Annotated in this window: 26 protein-coding genes and 7 tRNA genes; 15 read left to right on the plus strand and 18 right to left on the minus strand. The window is 31.4% G+C overall.

All coding sequences use genetic code 11. From position 1 onward, the window contains the following. Nucleotides 1-46: 46 nt before the first annotated feature. Entirely contained in the window at nucleotides 47-733 is a 687-nt protein-coding gene (locus ACI313_RS03195) for an N-acetylmannosamine-6-phosphate 2-epimerase (RefSeq protein ID WP_439755257.1), read from the minus strand. Nucleotides 734-838: 105 nt separating this feature from the next. Here ACI313_RS03195 and ACI313_RS03200 point away from each other — a divergent pair, with 105 nt between their 5' ends. The 10 genes from ACI313_RS03200 (at nucleotide 839) to ACI313_RS03245 (ending at nucleotide 3,402) form a co-directional block, all read left to right on the plus strand. Beyond that, complete coding sequence (locus ACI313_RS03200; protein ID WP_320608882.1) at nucleotides 839-1,216, plus strand: GntR family transcriptional regulator; 378 nt, start codon at nucleotides 839-841, stop codon at nucleotides 1,214-1,216. Next, complete coding sequence (locus ACI313_RS03205) at nucleotides 1,213-2,064, plus strand: ABC transporter ATP-binding protein (RefSeq protein WP_439755258.1); 852 nt, start codon at nucleotides 1,213-1,215, stop codon at nucleotides 2,062-2,064. Before ACI313_RS03200 ends, ACI313_RS03205 begins: the two co-directional genes overlap by 4 nt. Continuing rightward, complete coding sequence (locus ACI313_RS03210) at nucleotides 2,061-2,651, plus strand: ABC-2 transporter permease (protein ID WP_320608884.1); 591 nt, start codon at nucleotides 2,061-2,063, stop codon at nucleotides 2,649-2,651. The genes ACI313_RS03205 and ACI313_RS03210 overlap by 4 nt, the downstream gene beginning before the upstream one ends. Nucleotides 2,652-2,800: 149 nt before the next feature. Next, a tRNA-Arg gene (locus ACI313_RS03215) sits at nucleotides 2,801-2,877 on the plus strand. A gap of 4 nt (nucleotides 2,878-2,881) precedes the next feature. Next, nucleotides 2,882-2,958: transfer RNA gene (locus ACI313_RS03220), tRNA-Pro, on the plus strand. A gap of 3 nt (nucleotides 2,959-2,961) precedes the next feature. Further along, nucleotides 2,962-3,038, plus strand: a tRNA-Met gene (locus tag ACI313_RS03225). Nucleotides 3,039-3,047: 9 nt separating this feature from the next. After that, nucleotides 3,048-3,124 (plus strand) — tRNA-Ile (locus ACI313_RS03230). A 16-nt stretch (nucleotides 3,125-3,140) separates the two neighbouring features. Beyond that, nucleotides 3,141-3,231, plus strand: a tRNA-Ser gene (locus tag ACI313_RS03235). Between the two features lie 10 nt (nucleotides 3,232-3,241). Next, nucleotides 3,242-3,318, plus strand: a tRNA-Met gene (locus tag ACI313_RS03240). A gap of 8 nt (nucleotides 3,319-3,326) precedes the next feature. Beyond that, a tRNA-Phe gene (locus tag ACI313_RS03245) sits at nucleotides 3,327-3,402 on the plus strand. Nucleotides 3,403-4,320: 918 nt separating this feature from the next. Here ACI313_RS03245 and ACI313_RS03250 read toward each other — a convergent pair. The 10 genes from ACI313_RS03250 to ACI313_RS03295 form a co-directional block, all read right to left on the minus strand. After that, on the minus strand, nucleotides 4,321-4,986 hold the full coding sequence (locus ACI313_RS03250) for an MgtC/SapB family protein (RefSeq protein ID WP_320608976.1): 666 nt from the start codon (nucleotides 4,984-4,986) through the stop codon (nucleotides 4,321-4,323). Nucleotides 4,987-4,995: 9 nt separating this feature from the next. Further along, entirely contained in the window at nucleotides 4,996-5,751 is a 756-nt protein-coding gene (locus tag ACI313_RS03255) for a tyrosine-protein phosphatase (protein WP_439755259.1), read from the minus strand. Continuing rightward, a complete protein-coding gene (locus tag ACI313_RS03260) occupies nucleotides 5,735-6,571 on the minus strand; it encodes a PHP domain-containing protein (RefSeq protein ID WP_320608978.1) in 837 nt (278 codons plus the stop codon). Before ACI313_RS03260 ends, ACI313_RS03255 begins: the two co-directional genes overlap by 17 nt. 14 nt (nucleotides 6,572-6,585) lie before the next feature. After that, complete coding sequence (locus tag ACI313_RS03265) at nucleotides 6,586-8,436, minus strand: beta-glucoside-specific PTS transporter subunit IIABC (protein ID WP_439755260.1); 1,851 nt, start codon at nucleotides 8,434-8,436, stop codon at nucleotides 6,586-6,588. A 41-nt stretch (nucleotides 8,437-8,477) separates the two neighbouring features. Beyond that, nucleotides 8,478-9,317 carry a BglG family transcription antiterminator LicT gene (gene licT / locus ACI313_RS03270; protein ID WP_439755261.1) on the minus strand — a complete coding sequence of 280 codons (840 nt, stop codon included), beginning with the start codon at nucleotides 9,315-9,317 and terminating at the stop codon, nucleotides 8,478-8,480. 145 nt (nucleotides 9,318-9,462) lie between these two features. After that, a complete protein-coding gene (locus tag ACI313_RS03275) occupies nucleotides 9,463-9,627 on the minus strand; it encodes a hypothetical protein (RefSeq protein WP_320608980.1) in 165 nt (54 codons plus the stop codon). Nucleotides 9,628-9,761: 134 nt separating this feature from the next. Further along, nucleotides 9,762-10,421, minus strand: a complete 660-nt coding sequence (rbr, locus tag ACI313_RS03280; protein ID WP_320608981.1) for a rubrerythrin — start codon at nucleotides 10,419-10,421, stop codon at nucleotides 9,762-9,764. Between the two features lie 16 nt (nucleotides 10,422-10,437). Continuing rightward, entirely contained in the window at nucleotides 10,438-10,803 is a 366-nt protein-coding gene (locus tag ACI313_RS03285; RefSeq protein ID WP_320104471.1) for a Fur family transcriptional regulator, read from the minus strand. A gap of 33 nt (nucleotides 10,804-10,836) precedes the next feature. Continuing rightward, nucleotides 10,837-11,268: a DUF3284 domain-containing protein gene (locus tag ACI313_RS03290; protein WP_439755262.1), complete on the minus strand. Its 432-nt coding sequence runs from the start codon at nucleotides 11,266-11,268 to the stop codon at nucleotides 10,837-10,839. 3 nt (nucleotides 11,269-11,271) lie between these two features. After that, a complete protein-coding gene (locus ACI313_RS03295; RefSeq protein ID WP_439755263.1) occupies nucleotides 11,272-12,000 on the minus strand; it encodes a nitroreductase family protein in 729 nt (242 codons plus the stop codon). Between the two features lie 73 nt (nucleotides 12,001-12,073). Between ACI313_RS03295 and ACI313_RS03300 the strand changes: the two genes are divergently transcribed. The 3 genes from ACI313_RS03300 to ACI313_RS03310 are packed head-to-tail and all read left to right on the plus strand — an operon-like array spanning nucleotide 12,074 to nucleotide 14,195. Further along, nucleotides 12,074-12,817 carry a FadR/GntR family transcriptional regulator gene (locus ACI313_RS03300; RefSeq protein ID WP_320608984.1) on the plus strand — a complete coding sequence of 248 codons (744 nt, stop codon included), beginning with the start codon at nucleotides 12,074-12,076 and terminating at the stop codon, nucleotides 12,815-12,817. Beyond that, entirely contained in the window at nucleotides 12,814-13,773 is a 960-nt protein-coding gene (locus ACI313_RS03305; protein ID WP_320608985.1) for a Gfo/Idh/MocA family protein, read from the plus strand. Before ACI313_RS03300 ends, ACI313_RS03305 begins: the two co-directional genes overlap by 4 nt. Nucleotides 13,774-13,775: 2 nt before the next feature. Beyond that, entirely contained in the window at nucleotides 13,776-14,195 is a 420-nt protein-coding gene (locus tag ACI313_RS03310; RefSeq protein ID WP_320608986.1) for a PPC domain-containing DNA-binding protein, read from the plus strand. Between the two features lie 14 nt (nucleotides 14,196-14,209). Here ACI313_RS03310 and ACI313_RS03315 read toward each other — a convergent pair whose 3' ends face one another. The 4 genes from ACI313_RS03315 to agaB all read right to left on the minus strand — a co-directional run bounded on the left by ACI313_RS03315 (nucleotide 14,210) and on the right by agaB (nucleotide 17,640). Then, nucleotides 14,210-15,376 carry a helix-turn-helix domain-containing protein gene (locus ACI313_RS03315; protein ID WP_320104472.1) on the minus strand — a complete coding sequence of 389 codons (1,167 nt, stop codon included), beginning with the start codon at nucleotides 15,374-15,376 and terminating at the stop codon, nucleotides 14,210-14,212. An 82-nt stretch (nucleotides 15,377-15,458) separates the two neighbouring features. Continuing rightward, nucleotides 15,459-16,331, minus strand: coding sequence for a PTS system mannose/fructose/sorbose family transporter subunit IID (locus tag ACI313_RS03320; RefSeq protein WP_320608987.1), 873 nt, complete (start codon nucleotides 16,329-16,331; stop codon nucleotides 15,459-15,461). Beyond that, nucleotides 16,321-17,112, minus strand: coding sequence for a PTS mannose/fructose/sorbose/N-acetylgalactosamine transporter subunit IIC (locus ACI313_RS03325; protein WP_320608988.1), 792 nt, complete (start codon nucleotides 17,110-17,112; stop codon nucleotides 16,321-16,323). Before ACI313_RS03325 ends, ACI313_RS03320 begins: the two co-directional genes overlap by 11 nt. A 51-nt stretch (nucleotides 17,113-17,163) precedes the next feature. After that, nucleotides 17,164-17,640 (minus strand): PTS galactosamine transporter subunit IIB, encoded by a 477-nt coding sequence (gene agaB, locus ACI313_RS03330; RefSeq protein WP_320608989.1) that lies wholly within the window; start codon nucleotides 17,638-17,640, stop codon nucleotides 17,164-17,166. A gap of 361 nt (nucleotides 17,641-18,001) precedes the next feature. Between agaB and ACI313_RS03335 the strand changes: the two genes are divergently transcribed. Then, on the plus strand, nucleotides 18,002-19,162 hold the full coding sequence (locus ACI313_RS03335; RefSeq protein ID WP_320608990.1) for a helix-turn-helix domain-containing protein: 1,161 nt from the start codon (nucleotides 18,002-18,004) through the stop codon (nucleotides 19,160-19,162). Between the two features lie 24 nt (nucleotides 19,163-19,186). Here ACI313_RS03335 and nagB read toward each other — a convergent pair whose 3' ends face one another. The 3 genes from nagB to ACI313_RS03350 are packed head-to-tail and all read right to left on the minus strand — an operon-like array spanning nucleotide 19,187 to nucleotide 21,543. Beyond that, nucleotides 19,187-19,918, minus strand: coding sequence for a glucosamine-6-phosphate deaminase (gene nagB, locus ACI313_RS03340; RefSeq protein ID WP_320608991.1), 732 nt, complete (start codon nucleotides 19,916-19,918; stop codon nucleotides 19,187-19,189). A gap of 9 nt (nucleotides 19,919-19,927) precedes the next feature. Then, nucleotides 19,928-20,359 carry a PTS galactosamine/N-acetylgalactosamine transporter subunit IIA gene (agaF, locus tag ACI313_RS03345; protein WP_320608992.1) on the minus strand — a complete coding sequence of 144 codons (432 nt, stop codon included), beginning with the start codon at nucleotides 20,357-20,359 and terminating at the stop codon, nucleotides 19,928-19,930. Nucleotides 20,360-20,367: 8 nt separating this feature from the next. Further along, complete coding sequence (locus tag ACI313_RS03350) at nucleotides 20,368-21,543, minus strand: SIS domain-containing protein (RefSeq protein WP_320608993.1); 1,176 nt, start codon at nucleotides 21,541-21,543, stop codon at nucleotides 20,368-20,370. Nucleotides 21,544-21,704: 161 nt separating this feature from the next. Here ACI313_RS03350 and ACI313_RS03355 point away from each other — a divergent pair, with 161 nt between their 5' ends. Beyond that, nucleotides 21,705-22,256 (plus strand): hypothetical protein, encoded by a 552-nt coding sequence (locus tag ACI313_RS03355; protein ID WP_320608994.1) that lies wholly within the window; start codon nucleotides 21,705-21,707, stop codon nucleotides 22,254-22,256. Nucleotides 22,257-22,363 lie beyond the last annotated feature (107 nt).

The raw sequence follows: 22,363 nt of genomic DNA on the forward strand, positions 1-22,363 counted from the left end.
TTTAAAAAAAGATGCTTCCTTTCATTTTGAAGCATCTTCATATTATTTATTTTTTAATCGCATCAACAAAGCGTTTTGTGATAACTTGTGGACGAGTAATAATAGATCCAACTACACAACTATAACATCCCAAATCTAATACACGTCTTACTTTTTCTGGTGTATCAATATTTCCTTCGGCAATGACTTTATGTTTACAAACCGCTAATAAATCACGAATAATTTTGAAGTCATCGTTTTCAATTTTCATTCCCTTTGATTGTTCTGTATAACCAACTAAAGTTGTTCCAATGAAATCAAATCCCAATTCATCGGCATGAACCATTTCTTCTGGTGTTGCACAATCGGCCATTAATAATTGATTTGGATATTTAACTTTAATATCTTTAAAGAATTCATCAATTGTTTTTCCATCGGGGTGAATACGACAAGTCGCATCAACGGCAATGATATCTGGTTTGATTTCCATTAAAGCGTCAACTTCTTTCATTGTTGGCGTAATGTATACCGGTGAATCTCCATACACTTCTTTGATGATTCCAATAACTGGTAAATCAACATTCTTTTTAATTTCTTCAATATCCGCAACCGTATTGGCACGAATTCCTTTGGCTCCTCCTTGATAGGCTGCTAGAGCCATTCTTCCCATGATAAATGATGAATGAAGCGGTTCATCTGGTAAAGCTTGGCAAGATACAATTAAATTCCCTTTTACTTGATCTAAATCACTCATAAATGATACCTCCTTCTTTATTTTATCATCTTTTTTATTTTAAAAAATAAGATTTTGATATTGTTATGTGTTATATACTGTTATATACTGTTTATAGAGGTACCTATGAAAATTATTATTAACCATTCAAGTATGATTCCTATTTATGAACAAATCGTGAATCAAATAAAAAATCAAATTATCAGTCATGAATTAAATGAAAATGATGCCTTACCATCGGTTCGTGGCTTAGCCAATGAATTAAAAATCAGTGCTTTAACAGTTAAAAAAGCCTATGACAACTTAGAACAAACTGGTTTTATTCAAACGGTTCATGGAAAAGGTAGTTATGTTAAGGAAATTAATTGTTCATTAATGAAAGAAGAACAATTAACGAAGACACAAAAAGAGTTAGAACAAGTTTTTTCTAGTGCACTACAAAATGGCATATCAAAAGAAGAATTATGTGATTTAGTTGCACTTATTTTGGAGGAAGAAAGATGATTAAAATAAATAACGTTGTGAAATCTTATCCTGATTTTGAATTAAATTGTTCCTTGCATGTTCCTAAGGGAATGATTACGGGTTTAATTGGTAAAAACGGATCGGGTAAAAGTACTTTATATAAATCTATATTAAATATTATTTCCATTGATAGTGGTTCTATTTTTCTTTTTGATAAGAATAAAGATGAATTAACTTCATTGGATCGTTGTCAAATTGGTGTTGTATTATCAGATTCTTTTTATAGTTCGTATTTATCAATTAAACAAATTAAAAATATTATGAAGAATACGTATCCTCAATTTGATGAGAATTATTTCCAAAAGAAAGTAAAAGAATATCATCTTCCTGAAGATAAAAAAATTAAAGAATTTTCATTTGGGATGAAATCTAAAATTAAAGTCATTTGTGCTTTGAGTCATAATGCCAAGCTTCTATTATTAGATGAACCTACTTTAGGATTAGATGTAGTAAGTCGTGATGAAATCTTGGATTTATTAAGAGAATTTATGTCAAAAGATGAAGATAATGCGATTTTAATTAGTACCCATATTTCCAGTGATATTGAAAATCTATGCGATACGATTTATATGATTGATAATGGTCGTATTTTACTTCATGAAGACATGGATGTTTTATTAAGTGATTATGCCATATTAAAAGTAAGTGAAGATCAATTTCATAAAATAGATACAAGTTATATTTTACGTTGTAAAAAAGAAGCCTATGGTTATTCTTTATTAACGAATCAAAAACAATTCTATGTTGAGAATTATCCATCGATTGTGATTGAAAACAACACCCTTGATGATTTTATTTCCATGATGATAAAAGGAGAAAGACTATGAAAGGTTTATTTATAAAAGATTTAGAAATTATGAAAGGACAAGCACTGTATAGTATTTTTCTTTTATTTGTGAGTGCTTATTTATATGTATTGTCTCCCTATACAGCTGTTATGTATTTAGCTTTTATTTTATCAACGAATGCCATCGGAACCATTAGCTATGATCAATTTGATAATGGAATGCCTTTTCTATTTTCCCTTCCATCAACAAAGAAACAATACGTACAAGAGAAATTCTTGTTGTGTTTGATTTGTTGTGTAACAGGATGGTTGATTGGTGTAGTGGGTTGTAGTGTAGCAATGATGATTCAAAATAAATTCACAATGGATTTTATCTTCGTTTCTTTGTGTTGTTTACCTATTGTATATACAATGGTTTGTTTCCAGATTCCATTTCGTTTAAAATACGATGCCGAGAAGAGTAAGATTGCGACTATTTTATTAACAATTTGTATTTGTGTTATTTTTTCGATTGTTCCTTTAATTCAATTTAATTTAAGTATTATTGTGATTAGTATTGTGATGGTACTTGTTTTCATAGGATTATATAAAACAAGTTTTAATGTCATTAAAAATAAAGAATACTAGAAAGCTTTTATAGCTTTTTAGTATTCTTTTGTGCTATAATCATGAAGGAAGCACTAATTTAAAAAAGTTTTAAAAAAAATAAAAAAAAATTTAAATTTATGCTTGCAAAGATGTTTACCTCATGGTATATTATTTAGGCACTAATTGATGCGCCCTTAGCTCAACTGGATAGAGCGTTTGACTACGGATCAAAAGGTTGTGGGTTCGATTCCTGCAGGGCGCGCCATCATCGGGATGTAGCACAGCTTGGTAGTGCACTTGATTTGGGATCAAGGGGTCGCAGGTTCAAATCCTGTCATCCCGACCATCTGGCTGGGTAGCTTAGTTGGCTAGAGCATCCGGTTCATACCCGGAAGGTCGTGAGTTCGAGTCTCACTCCAGCCACCAACCTTGTTTGGACCCTTAGCGCAGTTGGTCAGAGCAGTCGGCTCATAACCGATCGGTCGCAGGTTCGAGTCCTGCAGGGTCCACCAAAATTTTAACACACATGGAGAAGTACCCAAGTGGCTGAAGGGTCCGGTCTTGAAAACCGGTAGGTCGTGCAAGCGGCGCCTGGGTTCGAATCCCAGCTTCTCCGCCATCTTTTATATCGCGGGATAGAGCAGTCTGGTAGCTCGTCGGGCTCATAACCCGGAGGTCGTTGGTTCAAATCCTTCTCCCGCAACCATTTTTTATGGTCTCATAGCTCAGTTGGTAGAGCAACGGACTGAAAATCCGTGTGTCGCTGGTTCAATTCCGGCTGGGACCACCACTTATATCAGAGATTGCCTTTAGGTTAGCCTAAAGGCTTTTTTGTATTTAAAAATAATTTTAATCGAACCTCAATAGAGGTTCATTTTTTTGTATTAAATGGTTTAAATTAATAAACGTTAATTATCTTTAAGATTTCTTAATAAAAACATAATTGTCAGTTAATTTATTCAAAGATGCTTTGATGTATATTAAATATGTAGTGATAAAGGAAGAACAAATTTATGAAAAAAATCTTTACATCTTTATTAACTTTTTGTACGTGTGTAGGAATCTTTAATAACTTAGGAACTGTATCAATTTTTGCCCAAGAAACTACTTATCAAATGCTCGCTACCTGATTAATTAAAATATTATGATTTATGGTATATTTGAAACGCTAGCCTACATTATTGGTGTCATTATTGTTATAGTTGCACTTATGTGTTGGCTAACCAAAAAATCTTTTTCTAATAAAGTGAAGAATATCATATTGTTTATAGTAAGTATTCCTTTGACTTTTTGGGTTATGATCCATATAAATGAACCTGACTTTTTAACAAATTTAACATATGCTATTTGTTGTTCCAGTTCTATTGTATGGAGGTTTAATAAGAGTAATAAACAATAAATGAGTAAAAAAATGATTATATCTGTATCATAAAATAATTCTTAAGGAAACTTATAAAAAAAGATTTTCTCATAACAGATATTATTACTAAAGAATTTTCATTATCAGTGTAAGAACTTAAATATATTTGTTAAAGCAGAAGAACATTTTTATGAAAAAAATAGAAACCACTTATCAAAATCCAATGATTGAAACTAGAAAAGCTAATATCATTGCATTTACGATGTGTTTGGTAAAATAATGTTTATACTTAATGTATTCTTCTATTCATAAATCAGATAAAAAAATAGGATTCGTTTTTACGAATCCCTAACTTTCCAATGAAATTACATAGTCTTTATCTAATATTTTTGAAAATAATGTTTCTTTATTAAATTTACGTGGTGCTAATCCTTCAAATTCAAATAAAATTGAATCAGATTGTGTTTTCACAATTTTATAGTCTTGAATTTGCACATCCATTGAATCAAATACACTTTGTAGATCTTGTAGTAATTCCTTTTGATTTTTAGTTTCAATTTGAATCATAATCGATGAGTGAGCCATCTTTACAATCTTCCCTTTATGAAACAACATTTGAATAAATAAAATCATACAAGTGGCTAAGATTCCAACATCATATAAACCAGCTCCTATACACATACCAATAGCAGATGTCGTCCAAATTCCAGCTGCTGTGGTAAGACCTGAAACAGATCCATGTCGTACATAAATAACACCGGCTCCTAAAAATCCGATTCCACTGACAATTTGGGCAGCCAATCGAGCTGGATCTCCGTTTGTTGCTAAATCAGTAAATCCATATTTTGATAAGCACATTATTAGACAAGCTCCTAATGATAAAATCGCATGGGTTCTTAATCCTGCTCCTTTATTTCGACTTGTTCTTTCAGATCCAATTAAAGCACCACAAATTGTGGCAATTAAAATACGAAAGACAATAATTCCATGGGGCCAATTTTCTAAAATGCTCATTGTACTTCCTTATTCACAATAAATTGAAATTAATTGATTTCTTTTATTTTCATCAAGTCCATATTCTTTTTCTAAGAATTCATCATATGAACTGTATTTTTCTTTAATGGCTTTAATTGTGCATTGAATATTCTTTTCATTCACATACAACAATTCATCTCCGTATTTACGATATTCATCAGGAACATTCATTGAAGCATAAAAACCTTCTACAAAGTCTTTTAATGATGCATTTGATTTTAAGTATTCTTGAATCGCATCTTCTTCTGTCATTTTTAAAGCAATCATAATTAAGAAGCCTGCAATTCCGGTACGATCTTTTCCTGCTGAACAATGGAAATATACACATCCATCGTTTTCCAATAATAAATCAAATAAACGATGATAAGCAGGATTATTAAATGGCATGTGTGAATATCCATCTAATAAATAGTTTGTCATATAGGTTAGATGAGATGGCGTCATTTCTTTTTTTAATAATTCTCCAAAATCAAATCCTTGTGCTTCATTATTTGAAGTGATTAAAGCTGAAATTCTTTCGTATTCAGCTTTTTCAAAAGGATAATCTTTTTTAGAATTTGCTTCTTGTTGATCACGATAATCTAAAATATGTCGAATATTTAATGTATCTTCCATATATTTTGCTTGTTCGTCTGTGATTTTATCAAGAGAAGCTCCTCTAAAAATCATATTTGGTTTCATTGTTTTTCCTTCTGTGTTTGTATATCCAGAAATATCTCTAAAGTTATTAATATTTAATTTCATGATGACTTTCCTTACATAATTGTTCAAATTGTTCTTTAGTCAAACCGTGTTGTCCCATGATTGATAATTTCTTATCATGGAAATCACTTCCACCAGATTGTAGTAAATTATAGTTCTTGGCATATTGTTTTGTCAAAACATAGTCTTGTTCTTTCATGCTCGAATGAGAAATCTCAATTCCTTTTAAACCATAGCCTACATATTTTTCAATTTCATCGTAATTATCGTATTCACATGGATGGGCAAGAATTGGAATTCCACCGTCTTTTAAAATAGCTTGAATTCCTTGTTGTACTTCGATATATCCCATTTTCATGTCCGTTTCTTTGGTTGTTTTAGATGCGAATAATTCACGATATTTCGCTTTAGTAGCATATTCTGGGTATTTAGAAACAATGGCTAAGAATAAATGCATTTTAAAGACAATATTATGAGGCGCAAATTTCTTTGCGTCCTCATATGTAATGTCTAATCCTTTTTTATTTAGTTCTTCAATTAATTCATGATGATATGCATCGCGTTTTAAAAGTGTTTCTTGACATAATTGATTCACATGTTCTGGATGATCATTTAGAAACAATCCCACAATATGAACTTTTTTATACACATCAAAGTCGTAACAACTCATTTCCACTCCACGAATGGGTGTAATACCAAATTGTTCACTAATTTCTTTTACTTGATCCCAGTGAAATACCGTATCATGGTCTGTGATTGCCACTGCTTTAATTCCTTTTTCTTTCGCTAGTGACATTACTTCTTCGATTGTCTGTGTTCCATCGCTATAATTTGTGTGTACATGTAAATCTGCGTATATCATAAGTACTCCTATCTTTACATTACTGTAAGTAATGCATCACCTGTTTGAACTTTTCCTTCTTTTGTTGGAATGACTTCTAAGTAATTTGAAGTGTTTGTGATTACAACCATAGTTGTTGTATCATAGTTTTCTTTTTTGATTTCATCTAAATCAAATTCAACTAAACAATCACCTTTTTTAACTTGTTGGTTTTGTGCTACATGAGAAGTAAATCCTTTACCAGCTAAGTTAACTGTATCAATCCCAATGTGAATTAAAACTTCAACACCATCTTTTGTTGTGATTCCAATTGCGTGTTTTGTATCAAATAAAGCAGAAACAATTCCATCTTCTGGTGCATACACTTTTCCTTCTTCTGGAATAATCGCAACACCTTTTCCTAATGCTTCAGATGAAAATGCTTTGTCGTTTACATCTTTTAACGCTACAACTTTTCCTGTTACAGGTGCTGAAACAGTATTAACAACATTTGATGATTTCTTTTGAATTTGTGTTTTTTCTTCTGGCTCTTCCCATCCTAATACCAATGTCATAATGAAAGTGACTACCATTGAAATTGCAATTGTCACAAACGCATTAATTAAATTAGAACTTCCATCTGGTCCAGCCCACATCGCAAAGTTAACTAAGCTTGGTGACATGAAGGCATAAGCTTTTAATCCACAGAATCCAGCATATAATCCAGCTACCATTGATCCAATCGATACCGCAATCATTGGTTTCTTTAATTTTAAAGTAACTCCATAAATAGCTGGTTCTGTGATTCCACCGATTAAAGCTGTAACAGCAGAAGAAAATGAAGTTTCTTTTAAGTCTCTATTTTTTGTTTTAATTCCAACCGCAATACAAGCAGCTCCTTGTGCCATATTCGCAGTAAGTGTTAAGGTTCTTGAAATTGGATCATATCCATTGGCAGCTAATAATTGCATTCCGGCAACAGCTAATGGCGCATGCATTCCACAAGTAACAACCCATGGATATACGAAGCATAGAATAGCCAATCCAAACATTCCTAATGTATTGTAGCACCATAATAATGCTTTTCCTAAATAGATTGAGATAATTCCCATCAATGGAGCTAAAATAGTGAATTCAATTGGAATCATGATTAATAAAGTTCCTAGTGGAACAACTAAGTTTTTCACAACTTGTGGTGTTACTTTATTTAATCCATGTTCTACTTTACTCATTGCCCAAGTTACTAAGATAGCAGGTAAGAAACTTGATGTATATGAAATTCCAAATACTGGGATTACACTAAACATTTTTCCTACTTCTTGAATAATAGGACTTGTAGTAGCTGTCCAGTTTGGATGTACTAAAGCAGCTCCTAATACAGCTGCAATAAATGGATTACATTTAAAGTGTTTGGCAGCAGCAACCGCTGTAAATACTGGTAAGAAATAATATCCAGCATCAAATACAAAATTAAAAATATAGTATGTATAACTTGTTTCAGCATTTGCCAATCCAAGCATACTGATAATCATTAAAATACAACGACCCAATCCACATCCAACTAATACTGGGATAATTGGTCCGATACATCCTGTGATAGCTCCGATTAAACTAGAAACAAATCCTTTTTTCTTTTTTTCTTCAATTGGTTCATCTTCTTTAATTCCCGCTAATTCACAAACATCTAAATATACATCGTGTACGTGTGTACCGATTACAACTTGATATTGTCCCCCTGATTTTACTAAAGAAACAACTCCTTCAATGTTTTCTAATTTTTGTTCATCCACTTTGGCATTGTCATTGAACGTAAAACGTAAACGTGTCATACAATGTGTTAATGATGCGATGTTTTTCTTTCCACCGACTGCGCTCAAAATCTCACGAGCTAAATTTTCATACTTCATCTTTTTTCTCCTTTTATTTTTTTTATTTAAGCAATTCATATTTATTTTTCTTGGATGACCTTAGCAATATGAATTGTTAAAAACAAACACTCTTCACTTTCTAATACATAGTTATATCTCTCTTCAATAAAAGTTTTAATTTTTAAAGAACAAAGATAAGATTGAATGTATTTTTCCTTCATAATTTCCAATAAATCTTGATTTAAAGGATCATTATTTTGGGTTGCCTTAGTAAAAATACGTTTCCCAAAGTATTTTAAATGTGTCACAAAGCGATAATAAGACAATGAATTTTCATCTAATTCAACTTGAAAATACAATTTCACAATACTTAATACTTCTTGAATTAAATTAGTAATTTCATAGACATCTCCCATATCTTTTCCAACTTCACTGCTTACAATATGCATCGCAATAAAGCCAGCTTCGTCTTCTGGCATTTCAATGTCGTATTTCTCTTTAATTAATTCCAATGTCCATAAACCTAGTTCATATTCATCTTTATAAAAATGCTTAATTTCATGTATTAATTGATTTTTTAATGGAATTCCATCTTTAAATCGTTCAATACTTGAATGAATATGATCTGTTAATGTGATATACAACAAATCATCAATTTCCGTATTTAGTTCTTTACGAGCTTTTTGAATGACTTGATCCGATATTTCCATGTATTCAATAGGAATATCTTTCAACATATTCATCATTTTCTTTTGATTTGGCTTTAAACACACTTCAAAACATTTTTGAATCTTAGATACATCAACGTCATCGCCTGCTTTTTTTCCATAAGCAATGGCTTTCCCCATTACAACAATCTCTTCTTTACGATCGTTTAATGTGATGACGGCGTTGTTATTCAGGATTTTTTTAATCAGCATGCTTCCTCCTAAAAAATAAAAAAACCTGCTCACAGAAAAAAACTGTAAACAGGTTTTGTGTAGTCACGGTCAACTCTAACAATCCATAAATTACATTTAGATACTATCATACCCATTTTTTAAAATCAAGAAACTTTGAAAGGGTTTACACATAATTTACGTTATTTACTTCAATCCAATATAAACTTTGCGCAATTCTTACTTTCTTTCCTTCCAATAATAATTCCTTTTGAAATTCTCCTGCTAGCGTATTCACTGCCGCCCAAAATGTTCTTTGCCCGGTTTGTTGTCCGTCAATATAATAATTCATAGTGCCACCTCGATTTCTAATATTATGCCAAATTTAATTAAAAACAAGACTTGAAATATCGTTGTTTTAGTTGTTTTGAACACATAAAAAAAAAGTGTATTGTTGCTTTTGAACAATACACTTTGTCAATTAAATTAATAATTTTCAGCATGAATTTCAAAATAAGCTTGTGGATGATCACATACCGGACAAACTTCTGGAGCTTGTGTTCCCACTACAATGTGACCACAGTTACGGCATTCCCAAACTTTTACTTCACTTTTCGCAAATACTTCTGCCATTTCCACATTCTTTAATAACGCTCTATAACGTTCTTCATGGTGTTTTTCAATAGCAGCTACCATTCTGAATTTTTTAGCCAATTCAGGGAATCCTTCTTCTTCAGCTGTTTTGGCAAATCCATCATACATATCAGTCCATTCGTAGTTTTCACCTTCAGCAGCTGACAATAAGTTATCGGCAGTTGATCCAATTCCATTTAATTCTTTGAACCACATTTTAGCGTGTTCTTTTTCATTATCAGCTGTTTTTTGGAATAAAGCACTAATTTGTTCGAAACCTTCTTTTTTCGCAACTGAAGCAAAGAAAGTATATTTATTGCGTGCTTGTGATTCACCTGCAAAAGCAGTTTCTAAGTTCTTTTCTGTTTGTGTTCCTGCATAAGGATTAGATTTAGCTTCTTCTACTTTTTCAAAAACTGAAGCTGGTTTCTTACATAAAGGACATACATAATCTTCTGGTAAAACATCTCCTTCATATACATATCCACATACTTTACATACCCATTTTGACATATTTATTTCCTCCGTTTTAATTTCTTTCATGGCGACAATCTTCACATACATAGCTTATATTTAAATCATATGACTCAACTGGTACATCCAATTGATTTTGAAGTGATGACGTTAAATCCGTTAAAAACAAATCCGTAATTTTTCCACATTTCTTACAAATCAAATGATCGTGGCGAATGATTTTGTCATAACGATCTGGTTGTCCATCGACCTTCACTTTATGAATGAGTCCTTGATCATATAAACTCGAAAGATTGTTGTAAACAGTAGCTAAGACAATCTTACTGTTCTGTTCTTTCATCTTGAAATAAATCTCTTCAGCGGTTAAATGACAATTAGATAAATTGATTAAATCGAGTATCATTTTAGCGTATTTAGTCATATTAGCCTCCTTTAGAATTATTCCAATTCTATTTTATTTATTTTGTTCCTCTTTGTCAACCCTATGACTTAAAATATATTTTTCAATTGTTTTAAATTGTTTCGAAGCCGCTTGTTTAAAACGAAAAGACGAAATTCTTCCCTTCTTATTTTCTTCATTCTTAATATCAAAATAATCTTCTGTATATGTTACATTACACGTACCATCATTAAGGTCTTCTACAACATATGCCATTTTCACAATTTCTTTAGAATTTGAAATATTCGCTTTATATTCTTTACCTGGAACAAATGATTCAACTTTTACATGAATAGTATCGTGTTTCCCTTTTTTACTATATTGCGTACCCGTTTGAATTTTATGAACCTTTTTATTTGTAGCTTGATGAATATCTTCAATAATTGATAATTCAAAGGCATCAAATAATTCTTTTGGTGTTACTTTCATTATTTTACTGTATTCCATAGTTTATCCCTCAAATTGATCTAAGTACTTTTGTACAGATCTTGTCATTTCTTTTGAAAACTCTGAGTTATATTTTCTTGTACAGAAAGCTTGAATCCAAGAATCATATAAAGTTGGATCACATTTATTCGATAACATATCCTTTAATTCTTCTTCCTTTAATTCCTGGTATGTGTTTTCTTGTACAATGTATTTTTTATTTTGGCGAAGTGGTTTTACTCTATCTTTTTGTTGTTGGGTTGGATATCCAAATACTAATAAAGCGGCTGGGAAAACATATTCCGGTAAATTCAATAATTCTCTTTGTCGTTCATAGTTTTCCATTACGTCTCCAATGTAACAAGAACCAATGCCATAGCTTTCTGCTGCCACTACTGCGTTTTGAGCTGCAATTAGAGCATCATCAACAGCTAAAAGTAAATCTCCTACTCCTGGTTTTCTAGGATTACAGTTTCCGTAATTGTACGCATCGTACCATTTTTTACAATCCGCTAAAAATACTAAAACCAATTGTCCTTGGGCAATAAATGATTGATGATCACAAGTTTCACATAGTTCTTTTTTAATGTTTTCATCACTGATTTTTAGAATGGTATACAATTGTTGGTTACCTGCTGTAGGTGCTTGAAAAGCAGCTTCTAAAATTTCTTCTTCAATTTCTTTACTTATTTTTTGATCTGTAAAAACTCGTACGCTTTTACGATTATATAGTTGTTCAATTGTTTGATTCATATTAATTCCTCCTAGATTTATTTTAATTCTTATTGAATACAGAATCAATTATGATATAATTGGTATAATCAAAATGGTTATACCAATTGGAGGAAGTATGGAACAAAGTGCTAGAGATATTGCCTTAAATTATTTTCTAGAAGAAATAAAAGAAAATAATTTAAAACCAGGAGATAAAATTCTTAATGAACGACAGTTATCTGAAAACCTTGGAATTTCACGGGTTCCTTTACGTGAGGCCATTACGATTTTATCAACTCTGGGTATTTTAGAAGTTCGTCAAGGATCTGGAACCTACGTAAGCAATAAAGATTCGCATATTTTATCGACTATCATTACTAAATATGGTTTCTGTGATCGATTTATGGTAGATGAAGTTTTTGAAGCGCGTTCTTTATTAGAAGCCGATGGAGCTAAATTAGCCGCTCGTAATCGAACTAAAAGTGATTTAGAAAACTTACATGATGTTTTAAATCAACATGAACAAGCAACAAAACAATACTATGCGCATCAAATTAGTGAAGAAGAAATGATGGATTACGATGGAAAAGTTCATTTAAGCATTGCCGCAAGTAGTCACAATAACTTTTTGGTACAAATCATTGAAGCCATTCGTAGTGTCACTATGGAACAACATTATTTTTCTAAAGAGAATACCCGTGATTCTCAACATTTTTTAAAGTCTTGTGAATTTCATAAAAACATTGTCTTAGCTATCGAGCAACAAGACGAACAAAAAGCTTATGAAATGATGCAAGCTCATATTTATCAAGTTGAAAACGCATTAGACATTGAGTCAATAAGGAGGAAAAAATGAAAACATTAAATTGGGCAACTTTAGGTTGTGGTGTAATTGCGAATCAATTAGCACAGGCTCTACAAAAACAAGGAAGAAATTTATATAGTGTTGCGAATCGTACGCATGATAAAGCAATCGCATTTGCGAATAAGTATAATATAGAAAAAGTATATGATTGTATTGATGATGTGTTTGAAGATGAAAATGTTGATATCATTTATATTTCTACTCCCCACAATACGCATATTCAATATTTAAGAAAAGCTTTAGCTAATGGTAAGCATGTTCTATGTGAAAAAGCTATTACTTTAAATTCAGATGAATTAGAAGAAGCTATTCGCTTAGCGAATGAACATAATGTGATTCTTGCGGAGGCTATGACCATTTTCCACATGCCAATTTATAAAAAACTAAAAGAGGTTCAGTTAGGTGAATTAAAAATGATTCAAATGAACTTTGGTAGCTATAAAGAATATGATATGAATAATCGTTTCTTTAATCCTAACTTAGCAGGTGGAGCTTTATTGGACATTGGTGTATATGCCCTATCTTTATGTCGTTACTTTATGTCAAGTTGTCCAGATCAAGTACTTTCTCAAGTTAAAATGGCTCCTAGTGGTGTCGATGAACAAGCTGGTATTTTATTAATGAATCCAGATGGACAAATGGCTACCATTGCCTTAACACTTCATGCCAAACAACCAAAACGTGCTACATTAGCTTATGATCAAGGTTATATTGAAATCTATGAATATCCACGTGGACAAGAAGCTACGATTACTTATACTAGTGATGGTCATAAGGAAGTTATTCAATGTGGAGATACTAGTGATGCATTAGTATATGAAGTGAACGACATGGAACAAGCTATTTTAAATGGTTCTTCAATGTGCTTGGATTATACTCGTGATGTTATGAAATTAATGACAGAAATCAGAAAGTCTTGGGATTTCTATTATCCAGAGGAGAAATAATTATGGAATATAAAAGATTTGAAAATACTATTGTTGTTCGTATAGACAAAAACGAAGAAATACTAGAACAAGTAAAGGAAATCGCATTAAAAGAAAATATAAAACTTGCTTCTATTCAAGCTTTAGGAGCTATCAATGATTTTACTGTTGGTGTATTTAAATGTGATGAAAAACAATACTATGCGAATCATTTTGAAGGAAGCTATGAAATTGTATCTCTAACAGGAACAATTAATACAATGAATAATGAATTTTATTGTCATCTTCATCTAAGTGCTGGAAACGATAAAGGAGAAGTATTTGGTGGACATCTAAATAAAGCCATTGTATCTGCTACTTGTGAAATGATTATTACAGTGATTGATGGAACCGTCGATCGTGTATTTAATGAAGAAGTGGGATTAAATTTATTTAAATTTTAAAAATAAGCCAGATTTTATTCTGGCTTATATATTTTATTGGCATATTCAGTAGGACTAATGCCGTATTCTTGTTTAAAACGACGAGAAAAGTAATGAATGCTTGAAAATCCTAATAAGTTAGATATTTCTGATATTGTATACTTACTTTCTCTTATTAATTCTTTACTCTTATTCAATTTCATATTTAAGATATAGCGTTTAGGAGCTATATGTAAGTTATTATTAAAAAGATTTTGAAGAGAGCTTCTAGACAATCCAAAGTGTTGACACAATTCTTCTACGTTATTAAAATCACTAAAAATATTTTCATTAATATAAAGTAGTATTTCATTTATTAGTTCATTTTCAAAGTTCTGTTGCATTGGTGTACTTGCGACTTTTTTATCGGTTTCTGATAATAAAAGCGAAGAAATGATGCGATTTAATGAAGAAAATAATAATACATTACTTTTAGTTGAACTTCCTTCTACAAAATGATCAAGAGATGCTTTCATAGAACGACTAACTGGGAAAACTTTATTAATTAATTTTAAGTGGTCTTCTTCTTTTTTTAAGTCCATATCAACAATAATTGATAAATAAGAACATGAATTATCATGGGTATTTTGATCATGGAATTGATTTGGTCCATAAATCATTAACTCATTGGCATGTAATACGTATTCAATTCCATCTACAAACGTATGAAGAACACCTGAATCTACATAAGTAATTTCCCAATAGCGCAAAGATTCCCCTGCAAATTGATAGTGACTATTTCTCACGTTGTAATAATACGCAATTAATTCTTTAATATTAATTTCTGGCAAAATACGATGATAAGAATATTCTTTTTCTAAGAATATATTTTCAATTCGACATCCCTTTAGAAATGCCAATTCGACTTTAGAACATTCTCCTAATGGAATTACATTAAAATAATTTCCCTTATTGATTTTAATAATACGATGCACCACAAATTCATCATAAGATTCATTATTGATATCATCGGTAATAATCAATAACGAAATGCCCTCAATTGATTTTAAATACACATCATCTGTTGCCCTTAAAAAATAAGTAATAGAATCACTTGTTGCGTTTAATATGTAATTGTTTTTATGGGATTCTTTACTATGCGTGTGATCCGTATACACTTCTCCATATTTCAAGAAATCCACACTTGATGTCTTCTTAAACACGTTGTCCTCTTTCATTCTTATAATAACAAAAGAGGCTCGAATAATCGAGCCTCAAATAAGAGAGTATTTTATGCAATTGATCTTAGGCTACAGTCCAAGGAACTGGTACTAATGGTGTATATCCACCAGCCCAGATACCGAAGATTGCTCCAACAATACCAATTACTAAGATTAGACCGATACATTTAACAGGTGTCCAACCTTTTTTCTTAATTAAGAAATACATTAATAAAGTTAATAATAATGGTAATAAGCAAGGTAAGATCATATTCAAGTAGTTTTGAATAACGATTGGGCTTTCACCGTTTTCGATAACGATACCTAATTGAGTACCACCACCATAGTTAGCAATTAATGCACCAACAACGAATACTCCTAAGATAGAAGCAGCGTGAGTAAATTCTTGAGCATATTCAGTCATCATGCTGACAGCTTTCATACCCAAGTTGTAAGACCAATATAATAATCCATAACGTAATGCCATTTCGCATCCGAATAATACGATGAAGTATAGGATTGGTCCCATCATAGAACCATCAATAGCCATATTAGCTGTTAAACCAGCAGTAATAGGAACTAATGTATACCAGAATAATGCATCTCCGATTCCTCCTAATGGAGCAGCAACAGAAATACGTACTGAACGAATAGTTTGTGGATCAGTTTTTAATTGTTCCATTGATAATACGATACCCATAACGAATGTTACAGCGAATGGGTGAGTATTAATGAAGTCCATGTTATGAGTCATAGAAGTAGCTAAGTCTTCTTTGTTAGTGTGGATTTCTTGAAGTCCAGGTAACATTGCCCATAACCATCCAGCTGATTGCATACGTTCGTAGTTGAACGCAGCTTGTAATTGGCAAGAACGCCAAACCATTTTGTTAATAGTTTTTTTGCTAACACGAGGAGCTGGGGTAGTATCTACGTATCTTAAGTTTTGATTAGATTCCATCGCTCATTCCTCCTTCTTCAATTTTCTTGTTCATTCCACTCATTCTGAAGTCATTCAATGCTAAGAATACTCCTAGGAATGCAACTAATAATAATGTAGCTGATGCTAATGCATCGATGTTTCCAATTACTAATGCAACTACGAAACCAGCTAATAAGTAACCCCACATATCGTTTGCTAACATGATCTTTAATAAGATAGCGAATCCGACGAAACGCATCATACCACCGGCAGCACTTAAACCACCCATGAACCAAGAAGCATTTTCAGATAATGATTGTAAAGCACCTGACATTGCAACACCACCAACATAAGCGATGATAGCGATTACTGCGAATAATGAACCTAAAATTAACATTGAAGTATTTAATACAGCAGTGATTCCTTTAGGGTTAGCTTCAGCAGCAGCTTTATCAGCTTTAGCCATTAATCCTGACATTACAGTAAATGTTAATGTTACAACATATTGACCGAAAGTAGCGAAAATCATACAAGCACCTAAAGCAGCGTTGATATCCATATCAGCTTTAACAGCGAAAATCATAGCTACGATAGATCCTAATACAGCGTTAGGAGGCTGAGCCCCACCAACTGGCATGTTACCAATCATCATTAATTCATAAGTACCACCAATTACTAATCCTGTTTGAACATCTCCAAGGATTAATCCAATAATAGGACAAGCAACGATTGGACGATACATAATTTCAGTTAATGAGAATTGGTCGATAGCGAAAATAAAAGTGACGATTGCTAATAAAACAATTTCAATAACATTCATATTTTTTTCTTCTCCAATTCTTGTTCTCTAGTTTGATTTTTTTGATTTAGATTATTTAAATAATTTATCTAAATCTTCTGCAGCATATTGAGGAACTCGACGAATTTCAAGTTCAACACCCAATTCTTGCAATTTTTTGAAAGTAGCAACATCATCGTCATCTACAGCAACACTTGTAGCAACTTGACGTTTACCTTCTGACATGTGCATGTTCCCGATGTTTACTTTTTTAATAGGAACTCCACCTTCCACAAGTCTTAATACGTCTTGTGGTGTTTCACAAATAATGGCGATCATTTGTTTAGGACTTGCTTTACCAATAATTTGGATTGTTTTGTCAATTGAGAAATATCTCGTTTGAGCATAACCTGGAGCAGCCATATTCATTAACCCTTGACGCAATTTATCAGTAGATACTGCATCATTGGCAACTAATAATAAGTTAGCTCCAACAGATCCACACCATTGAGTAGCAACTTGTCCATGAATTAAACGATTGTCAATTCTTGTTAAAACGATGTTTGGCATAAAAAACTCTCCCTTCTTAGGACGCACTCTTTTGTCCTCTATGCTTGTATTATAGTTTTTTTTACTTAAAAAATATTTACAGTTTTTGAGCTCCGTTTTGTTTTTTTTAATAAAAAATCGAAATGTAAACGCTTTAATTCAGCAAAAAAATTAAAAAATTACGGTTTCAAAAGCTAACAAATACACTATAAACAAACACATTTGAAGATTTTATCACAAAAATAAAGAAAAATGAACAATTATTTACCCTTGCATTTTAAATAATCTAAAAAAAATTTGATTTTTTACATCGTTTTTATATTAAAAATGCAAAAATTGGATTATAATTAACAAAAAATACAACAAAGAAAGGGAAAATACTATGTTTAATAAGACTTCAAGCGTTGAATTTTTAAAATATGGAGATGTTTACGGAGATTCTTCTGATCAATCATACGATGAAAATCACATTTTAACGATTCAAAATGATTCTTTTACCTATATGTTTGTCGCAGATGATGATGTATACGTTAAAACATGTGAAGGAATTTGTATGTTAGTTGTATCAAATGTACTGGATCCAGATCAATTTGAAGAATTTGTCATTCATCGTACGATTAAAATTAATAAAGGTACCTTTTTTAATTTTATACCATTAGGAAACCAAGCAAAAATTGAAATGGCATTTTCTCAATCCACTTCAATTATTAATAAATTCTTTAAAAATATTTATTGCCATAAAAAAATAAAACCAACTCTTCGTATTAATGAACTCGTAGCCTATTACTACAACATACGTAGTTCAAACTATACTTTTATTGGTGAAAAAGATCAGCACTGGGAAATCACTTATGTTGATTCGGGTACATTATATACAAATATTGAAGGAAATGACTTTGAAGTTCATTCCAATGAATTAATTGTATACGCTCCTGAACAATTTCACACACAAAGCACTAAAGAAGGCGTTTGTTCGTATTTAACTTTTATTGTTTCGATGGATATTTCAGAAGACGACAAAGCAAAGATTACAGAAAGAGTATTTAAGATTTCAAGAGAAGCACGTAGTGCTCTAGAAAAGTTTGTACAGGCTGATGATTCAAAATCACCATATGATGAAAATGATATGATTTTTTCATTAGAAAAAGTTATTAATTCCATTTTAATTTCTGCAACTCAAAAAGAAAATAAAGTTGCCAGCACACCAATGCAACAAAGATTTGAAAACGAATTAATGAATGAAATATTACTTCATATCAATCAAAATATTTATACTTCTTTAAACGTTGAAGAAATATGTGATTACTTTGCCCTAAGTCGTAGTACACTACAAACTTTATTTCGTAATAACTTAAATGTTGCACCTAAGGAATATATAAGCAATTTAAAACTTGAAAAAAGTAAATTATTAATCAAAGAAAGTAAATACACGATTTCTGAGATTGCATCTATTTTAGGTTTTTCAAGCATTCATTATTTTTCACGTCGATTTAAACAAAAATTTGGCATTAATCCAAGTGAATATGCCAATAAAATATTATAAAAAGACAGCTTGCGCTGTCTTTTCTTATTTAACTAAACTTAAAGCTTCTTCATCTGCAATTAAAATTACATCATCATGGAATTTTAAAATAGATGCAGGAACTTGTGGAGTCACAGATCCTTCAATTAATTCTTTTACAATTGGAGCCTTAGCTTTACCTGAAGCTACGATTAAAATTCTCTTAGCACTCATGATTTCACCAATTCCCATTGTATAAGCGTATCTAGGAACATCATCAATTGAATCAAATAAACGTGAGTTTGCTTGAATTGTACTTTCTGTTAATTCTACTTTATGTACTTTTTCTTCAAATACATCACTTGGTTCATTGAATCCAATGTGTCCATTGTTTCCGATTCCTAATAATTGAAGATCAATTCCACCCATTGATTCAATCACATTATGATATCTTTCACATTCTTCTTCAGCATTTTCAGCTTTACCATTTGGTACATTTGTGTTGTTGATATCAATATTTACACGATTGAATAAATTTTTATTCATGAAATAACGATAACTTTGATCATGTGTTCCATCAAGACCAACATATTCATCCAAGTTTACTGTTTTAACTTGTGAAAAATCTAAGTCTCCTTTGTCACACCAATGAGCTAAAGTATCATAAATTCCAATAGGAGTTGATCCTGTTGCCAATCCTAATACACAATCATTTTTTAAAATGATTTGAGCTGAAATAATATTGGCAGCCTTTCTTGACATATCTTTATAGTCGCGTGCACGTACTACTTTTAACATATATTCCACCTAGATTCCATCTGAAAAATCATCGTTTTCTTCAACTTCGATTTGAGACATTTCAAAACGAGTGATTTGATCTTTTCCTGTATTTAAAGCAGTGTTTACTAATGTTTCAGTATCCATACCAAATTGTCTAGCCATTACAACTTCTGCTAACATTGGAAGATTTGTACCTGCAATTACTTCTACATTTTGATATGATTGTGCAATTAATACAGCTGTTTTAAATGGTGAACCACCAGCTAAATCAGAGAAAACAATAATTCCTTCGCAATCTTTTAATGATTCAATAGCAGCTGTTAAATCAGCTTGTAATTGATCTACTTCTTGTTCAAAATCCACAGCAACATAGTTTTCTTGTGGACCAGCAATTAAGTTAATTGAGCTCGTTAAACCAGTGGCAAAACGACCATGTCCTGTAACGATAATTCCTACCATAGTTCCTCCTATTTTTTAGTATATGGGTAAATAATTACACCCTTAACAACACGGTTTACTTCTCCAGATGGACAAGGATTATCAGGAGTGTATCCAGATTTTAATGATTTAAATAATGAAATTGTTTGAGCAACAGTGATGTATTCAAGACCTAATAATACATTTTCTAAATCTTCACCATTGTCAAATGAAATAAAGTAATCCGCATATTCTTTGATGTCATCATCTTTAGATGAAACAACTAAGATTTTGTTTCCTTTACGTTCTGGGCTCATTTCTTTGATGATGTCATATTCATATTGACGAGTATATGGATCATCTGACATATAAACAACACATAAAGTTTCTGGGTTGATTACTGATTTAGGTCCATGTCTGAATCCCATTGGAGTATCAAATACAGTATCGATTGTACCACCATTTAATTCACACATTTTTAATGCAGATTCTTGAGCAACCCCTTTATTGTTGTTGCTTCCTAAATAAACGATACGTTTGAAATCAAATTCATCAACGATATCACTTGCTTTAGTCCAAGTTGAATCTAAGAAAGCTTGTGTTTTTTCAATAATAACTTCTACTTGTTTGCTGAATTCATCTAAGTTATCAATATTGAAAGCTAATAAAGTAGCTAAATACATATTTGAATAAGATGAAGTCATGGCAAAACTTTGGTCATGTGTTTCTGGTGTTAAATTAATTGCATAGCAGTTATCTTTACCTACAGCATATTTAGATAAAGCACCATTTGCATTACAAGTTACAAATAAGTGGTTGATGTTTTCTCCACATACAGTATTCGCAACTTCAACAGCAGCAACAGATTCAGGAGAGTTACCAGAACGTCCGTAGCTAATCAATAAAGTTGGTTTTGTTGATGATAAATAGCTTTCAGGATCGGCAACGATGTCTGTTGTAGCATATGATTTAACTTTATAGTTATTTTTCTTTGATAAATAAGCATAGATTGAATTTCCTACGAATTCACTTGTACCTGCTCCAGTTAAAATGATGTCGTAGTCTTCATTTTTAGTAGTTCTTTCGATAAATGCTTTGATCGCATCTTTTTCATTTTTTACTTGTGCAATTGTTTTTGTCCAAGTAGCTGGTTGTTGTAAAATTTCTTTTGCTGTCCAGTACCCGTTTAACTCTTTCCAAGTTTCTTCTGTTTTATTAAATAACATAATATCCTCCTCTACAGGTCTTTTCAATTTGTATTATATTTTTTAAAAAGCGAAAAACAATAACCATACTAAATTGTGCAAAACGATGATTAATTAATGAACAAAAAATTCGCTATAATAAAGTTACTTGTGTTATCATTTATAAGAAAGTGAGAGATTATATGAAACAAAATAATAAAGCCAGTTTTTCAAATACAATTTTATCTGGTCCGAATATGTATACGGATAAATTTGGAAATACCATTTATTATGACAAAAGAAATAAATTAGCCTATAAAATCCGTCAAGATCAATTAAATACATTTAAAACATATCAATCACGATTTGTTCTATGTATTATCGCCTTTGTATTGTTGTACATTTTATTCGAATTAAATATCTTTTTATCATTAGGAATCACCGTTGTAATCGGAATCTTTTTAGAATATAAATTCCGTTCTTTCCTAAAACAATTACCTAAATCCACAAACTTCGATAAAAAAGATCGTGTTAAACCAGTGGATCAAATGATTGAAGCTTCTAACCAAGATTTATTGATTCGCTTTGGTTTATATGCTGCACTAGGAATTCTATTGATTGTGAATACATTTATTTCTGATAACGTAAAAGGAAAAACAGCTATTATCGTATTTAGTTATTTAGCTGCTGCCTTCGCAATCTTTATGGCATATAAGTACATTTCCTTAATTATTCGTAAGAAAAAACAAAAATAAGCTCAATTGAGCTTATTTTTTTGCACAAAAAAAGAATGGAATTAACTCCATTCTTTCAGACTGTTGACAAAGTGGTCGACAGTCTTTTTAAATTCTGATATTATTGT

Origin of the sequence: Floccifex sp. (assembly GCF_051873495.1) — a bacterium.
Lineage (GTDB): Bacteria > Bacillota_I > Bacilli_A > Erysipelotrichales > Erysipelotrichaceae > Floccifex.

Coding starts and splice junctions, on each gene's coding strand:
- ACI313_RS03355 (WP_320608994.1), top strand. CDS start 21,705: ATGAAACAAAATAATAAAGCCAGTTTTTCAAATACAATTTTATCTGGT.
- ACI313_RS03250 (WP_320608976.1), bottom strand. CDS start 4,986: ATGAGCATTTTAGAAAATTGGCCCCATGGAATTATTGTCTTTCGTATT.
- ACI313_RS03210 (WP_320608884.1), top strand. CDS start 2,061: ATGAAAGGTTTATTTATAAAAGATTTAGAAATTATGAAAGGACAAGCA.
- agaB (WP_320608989.1), bottom strand. CDS start 17,640: ATGCCAAACATCGTTTTAACAAGAATTGACAATCGTTTAATTCATGGA.
- ACI313_RS03265 (WP_439755260.1), bottom strand. CDS start 8,436: ATGAAGTATGAAAATTTAGCTCGTGAGATTTTGAGCGCAGTCGGTGGA.
- ACI313_RS03295 (WP_439755263.1), bottom strand. CDS start 12,000: ATGAATCAAACAATTGAACAACTATATAATCGTAAAAGCGTACGAGTT.
- ACI313_RS03205 (WP_439755258.1), top strand. CDS start 1,213: ATGATTAAAATAAATAACGTTGTGAAATCTTATCCTGATTTTGAATTA.
- ACI313_RS03285 (WP_320104471.1), bottom strand. CDS start 10,803: ATGACTAAATACGCTAAAATGATACTCGATTTAATCAATTTATCTAAT.
- ACI313_RS03300 (WP_320608984.1), top strand. CDS start 12,074: ATGGTTATACCAATTGGAGGAAGTATGGAACAAAGTGCTAGAGATATT.
- ACI313_RS03305 (WP_320608985.1), top strand. CDS start 12,814: ATGAAAACATTAAATTGGGCAACTTTAGGTTGTGGTGTAATTGCGAAT.
- ACI313_RS03200 (WP_320608882.1), top strand. CDS start 839: ATGAAAATTATTATTAACCATTCAAGTATGATTCCTATTTATGAACAA.
- ACI313_RS03320 (WP_320608987.1), bottom strand. CDS start 16,331: ATGGAATCTAATCAAAACTTAAGATACGTAGATACTACCCCAGCTCCT.
- ACI313_RS03335 (WP_320608990.1), top strand. CDS start 18,002: ATGTTTAATAAGACTTCAAGCGTTGAATTTTTAAAATATGGAGATGTT.
- ACI313_RS03260 (WP_320608978.1), bottom strand. CDS start 6,571: ATGATATACGCAGATTTACATGTACACACAAATTATAGCGATGGAACA.
- ACI313_RS03195 (WP_439755257.1), bottom strand. CDS start 733: ATGAGTGATTTAGATCAAGTAAAAGGGAATTTAATTGTATCTTGCCAA.
- nagB (WP_320608991.1), bottom strand. CDS start 19,918: ATGTTAAAAGTAGTACGTGCACGCGACTATAAAGATATGTCAAGAAAG.
- ACI313_RS03310 (WP_320608986.1), top strand. CDS start 13,776: ATGGAATATAAAAGATTTGAAAATACTATTGTTGTTCGTATAGACAAA.
- licT (WP_439755261.1), bottom strand. CDS start 9,317: ATGCTGATTAAAAAAATCCTGAATAACAACGCCGTCATCACATTAAAC.
- ACI313_RS03275 (WP_320608980.1), bottom strand. CDS start 9,627: ATGAATTATTATATTGACGGACAACAAACCGGGCAAAGAACATTTTGG.
- ACI313_RS03350 (WP_320608993.1), bottom strand. CDS start 21,543: ATGTTATTTAATAAAACAGAAGAAACTTGGAAAGAGTTAAACGGGTAC.
- ACI313_RS03255 (WP_439755259.1), bottom strand. CDS start 5,751: ATGAAATTAAATATTAATAACTTTAGAGATATTTCTGGATATACAAAC.
- rbr (WP_320608981.1), bottom strand. CDS start 10,421: ATGTCAAAATGGGTATGTAAAGTATGTGGATATGTATATGAAGGAGAT.
- ACI313_RS03325 (WP_320608988.1), bottom strand. CDS start 17,112: ATGAATGTTATTGAAATTGTTTTATTAGCAATCGTCACTTTTATTTTC.
- ACI313_RS03290 (WP_439755262.1), bottom strand. CDS start 11,268: ATGGAATACAGTAAAATAATGAAAGTAACACCAAAAGAATTATTTGAT.
- agaF (WP_320608992.1), bottom strand. CDS start 20,359: ATGGTAGGAATTATCGTTACAGGACATGGTCGTTTTGCCACTGGTTTA.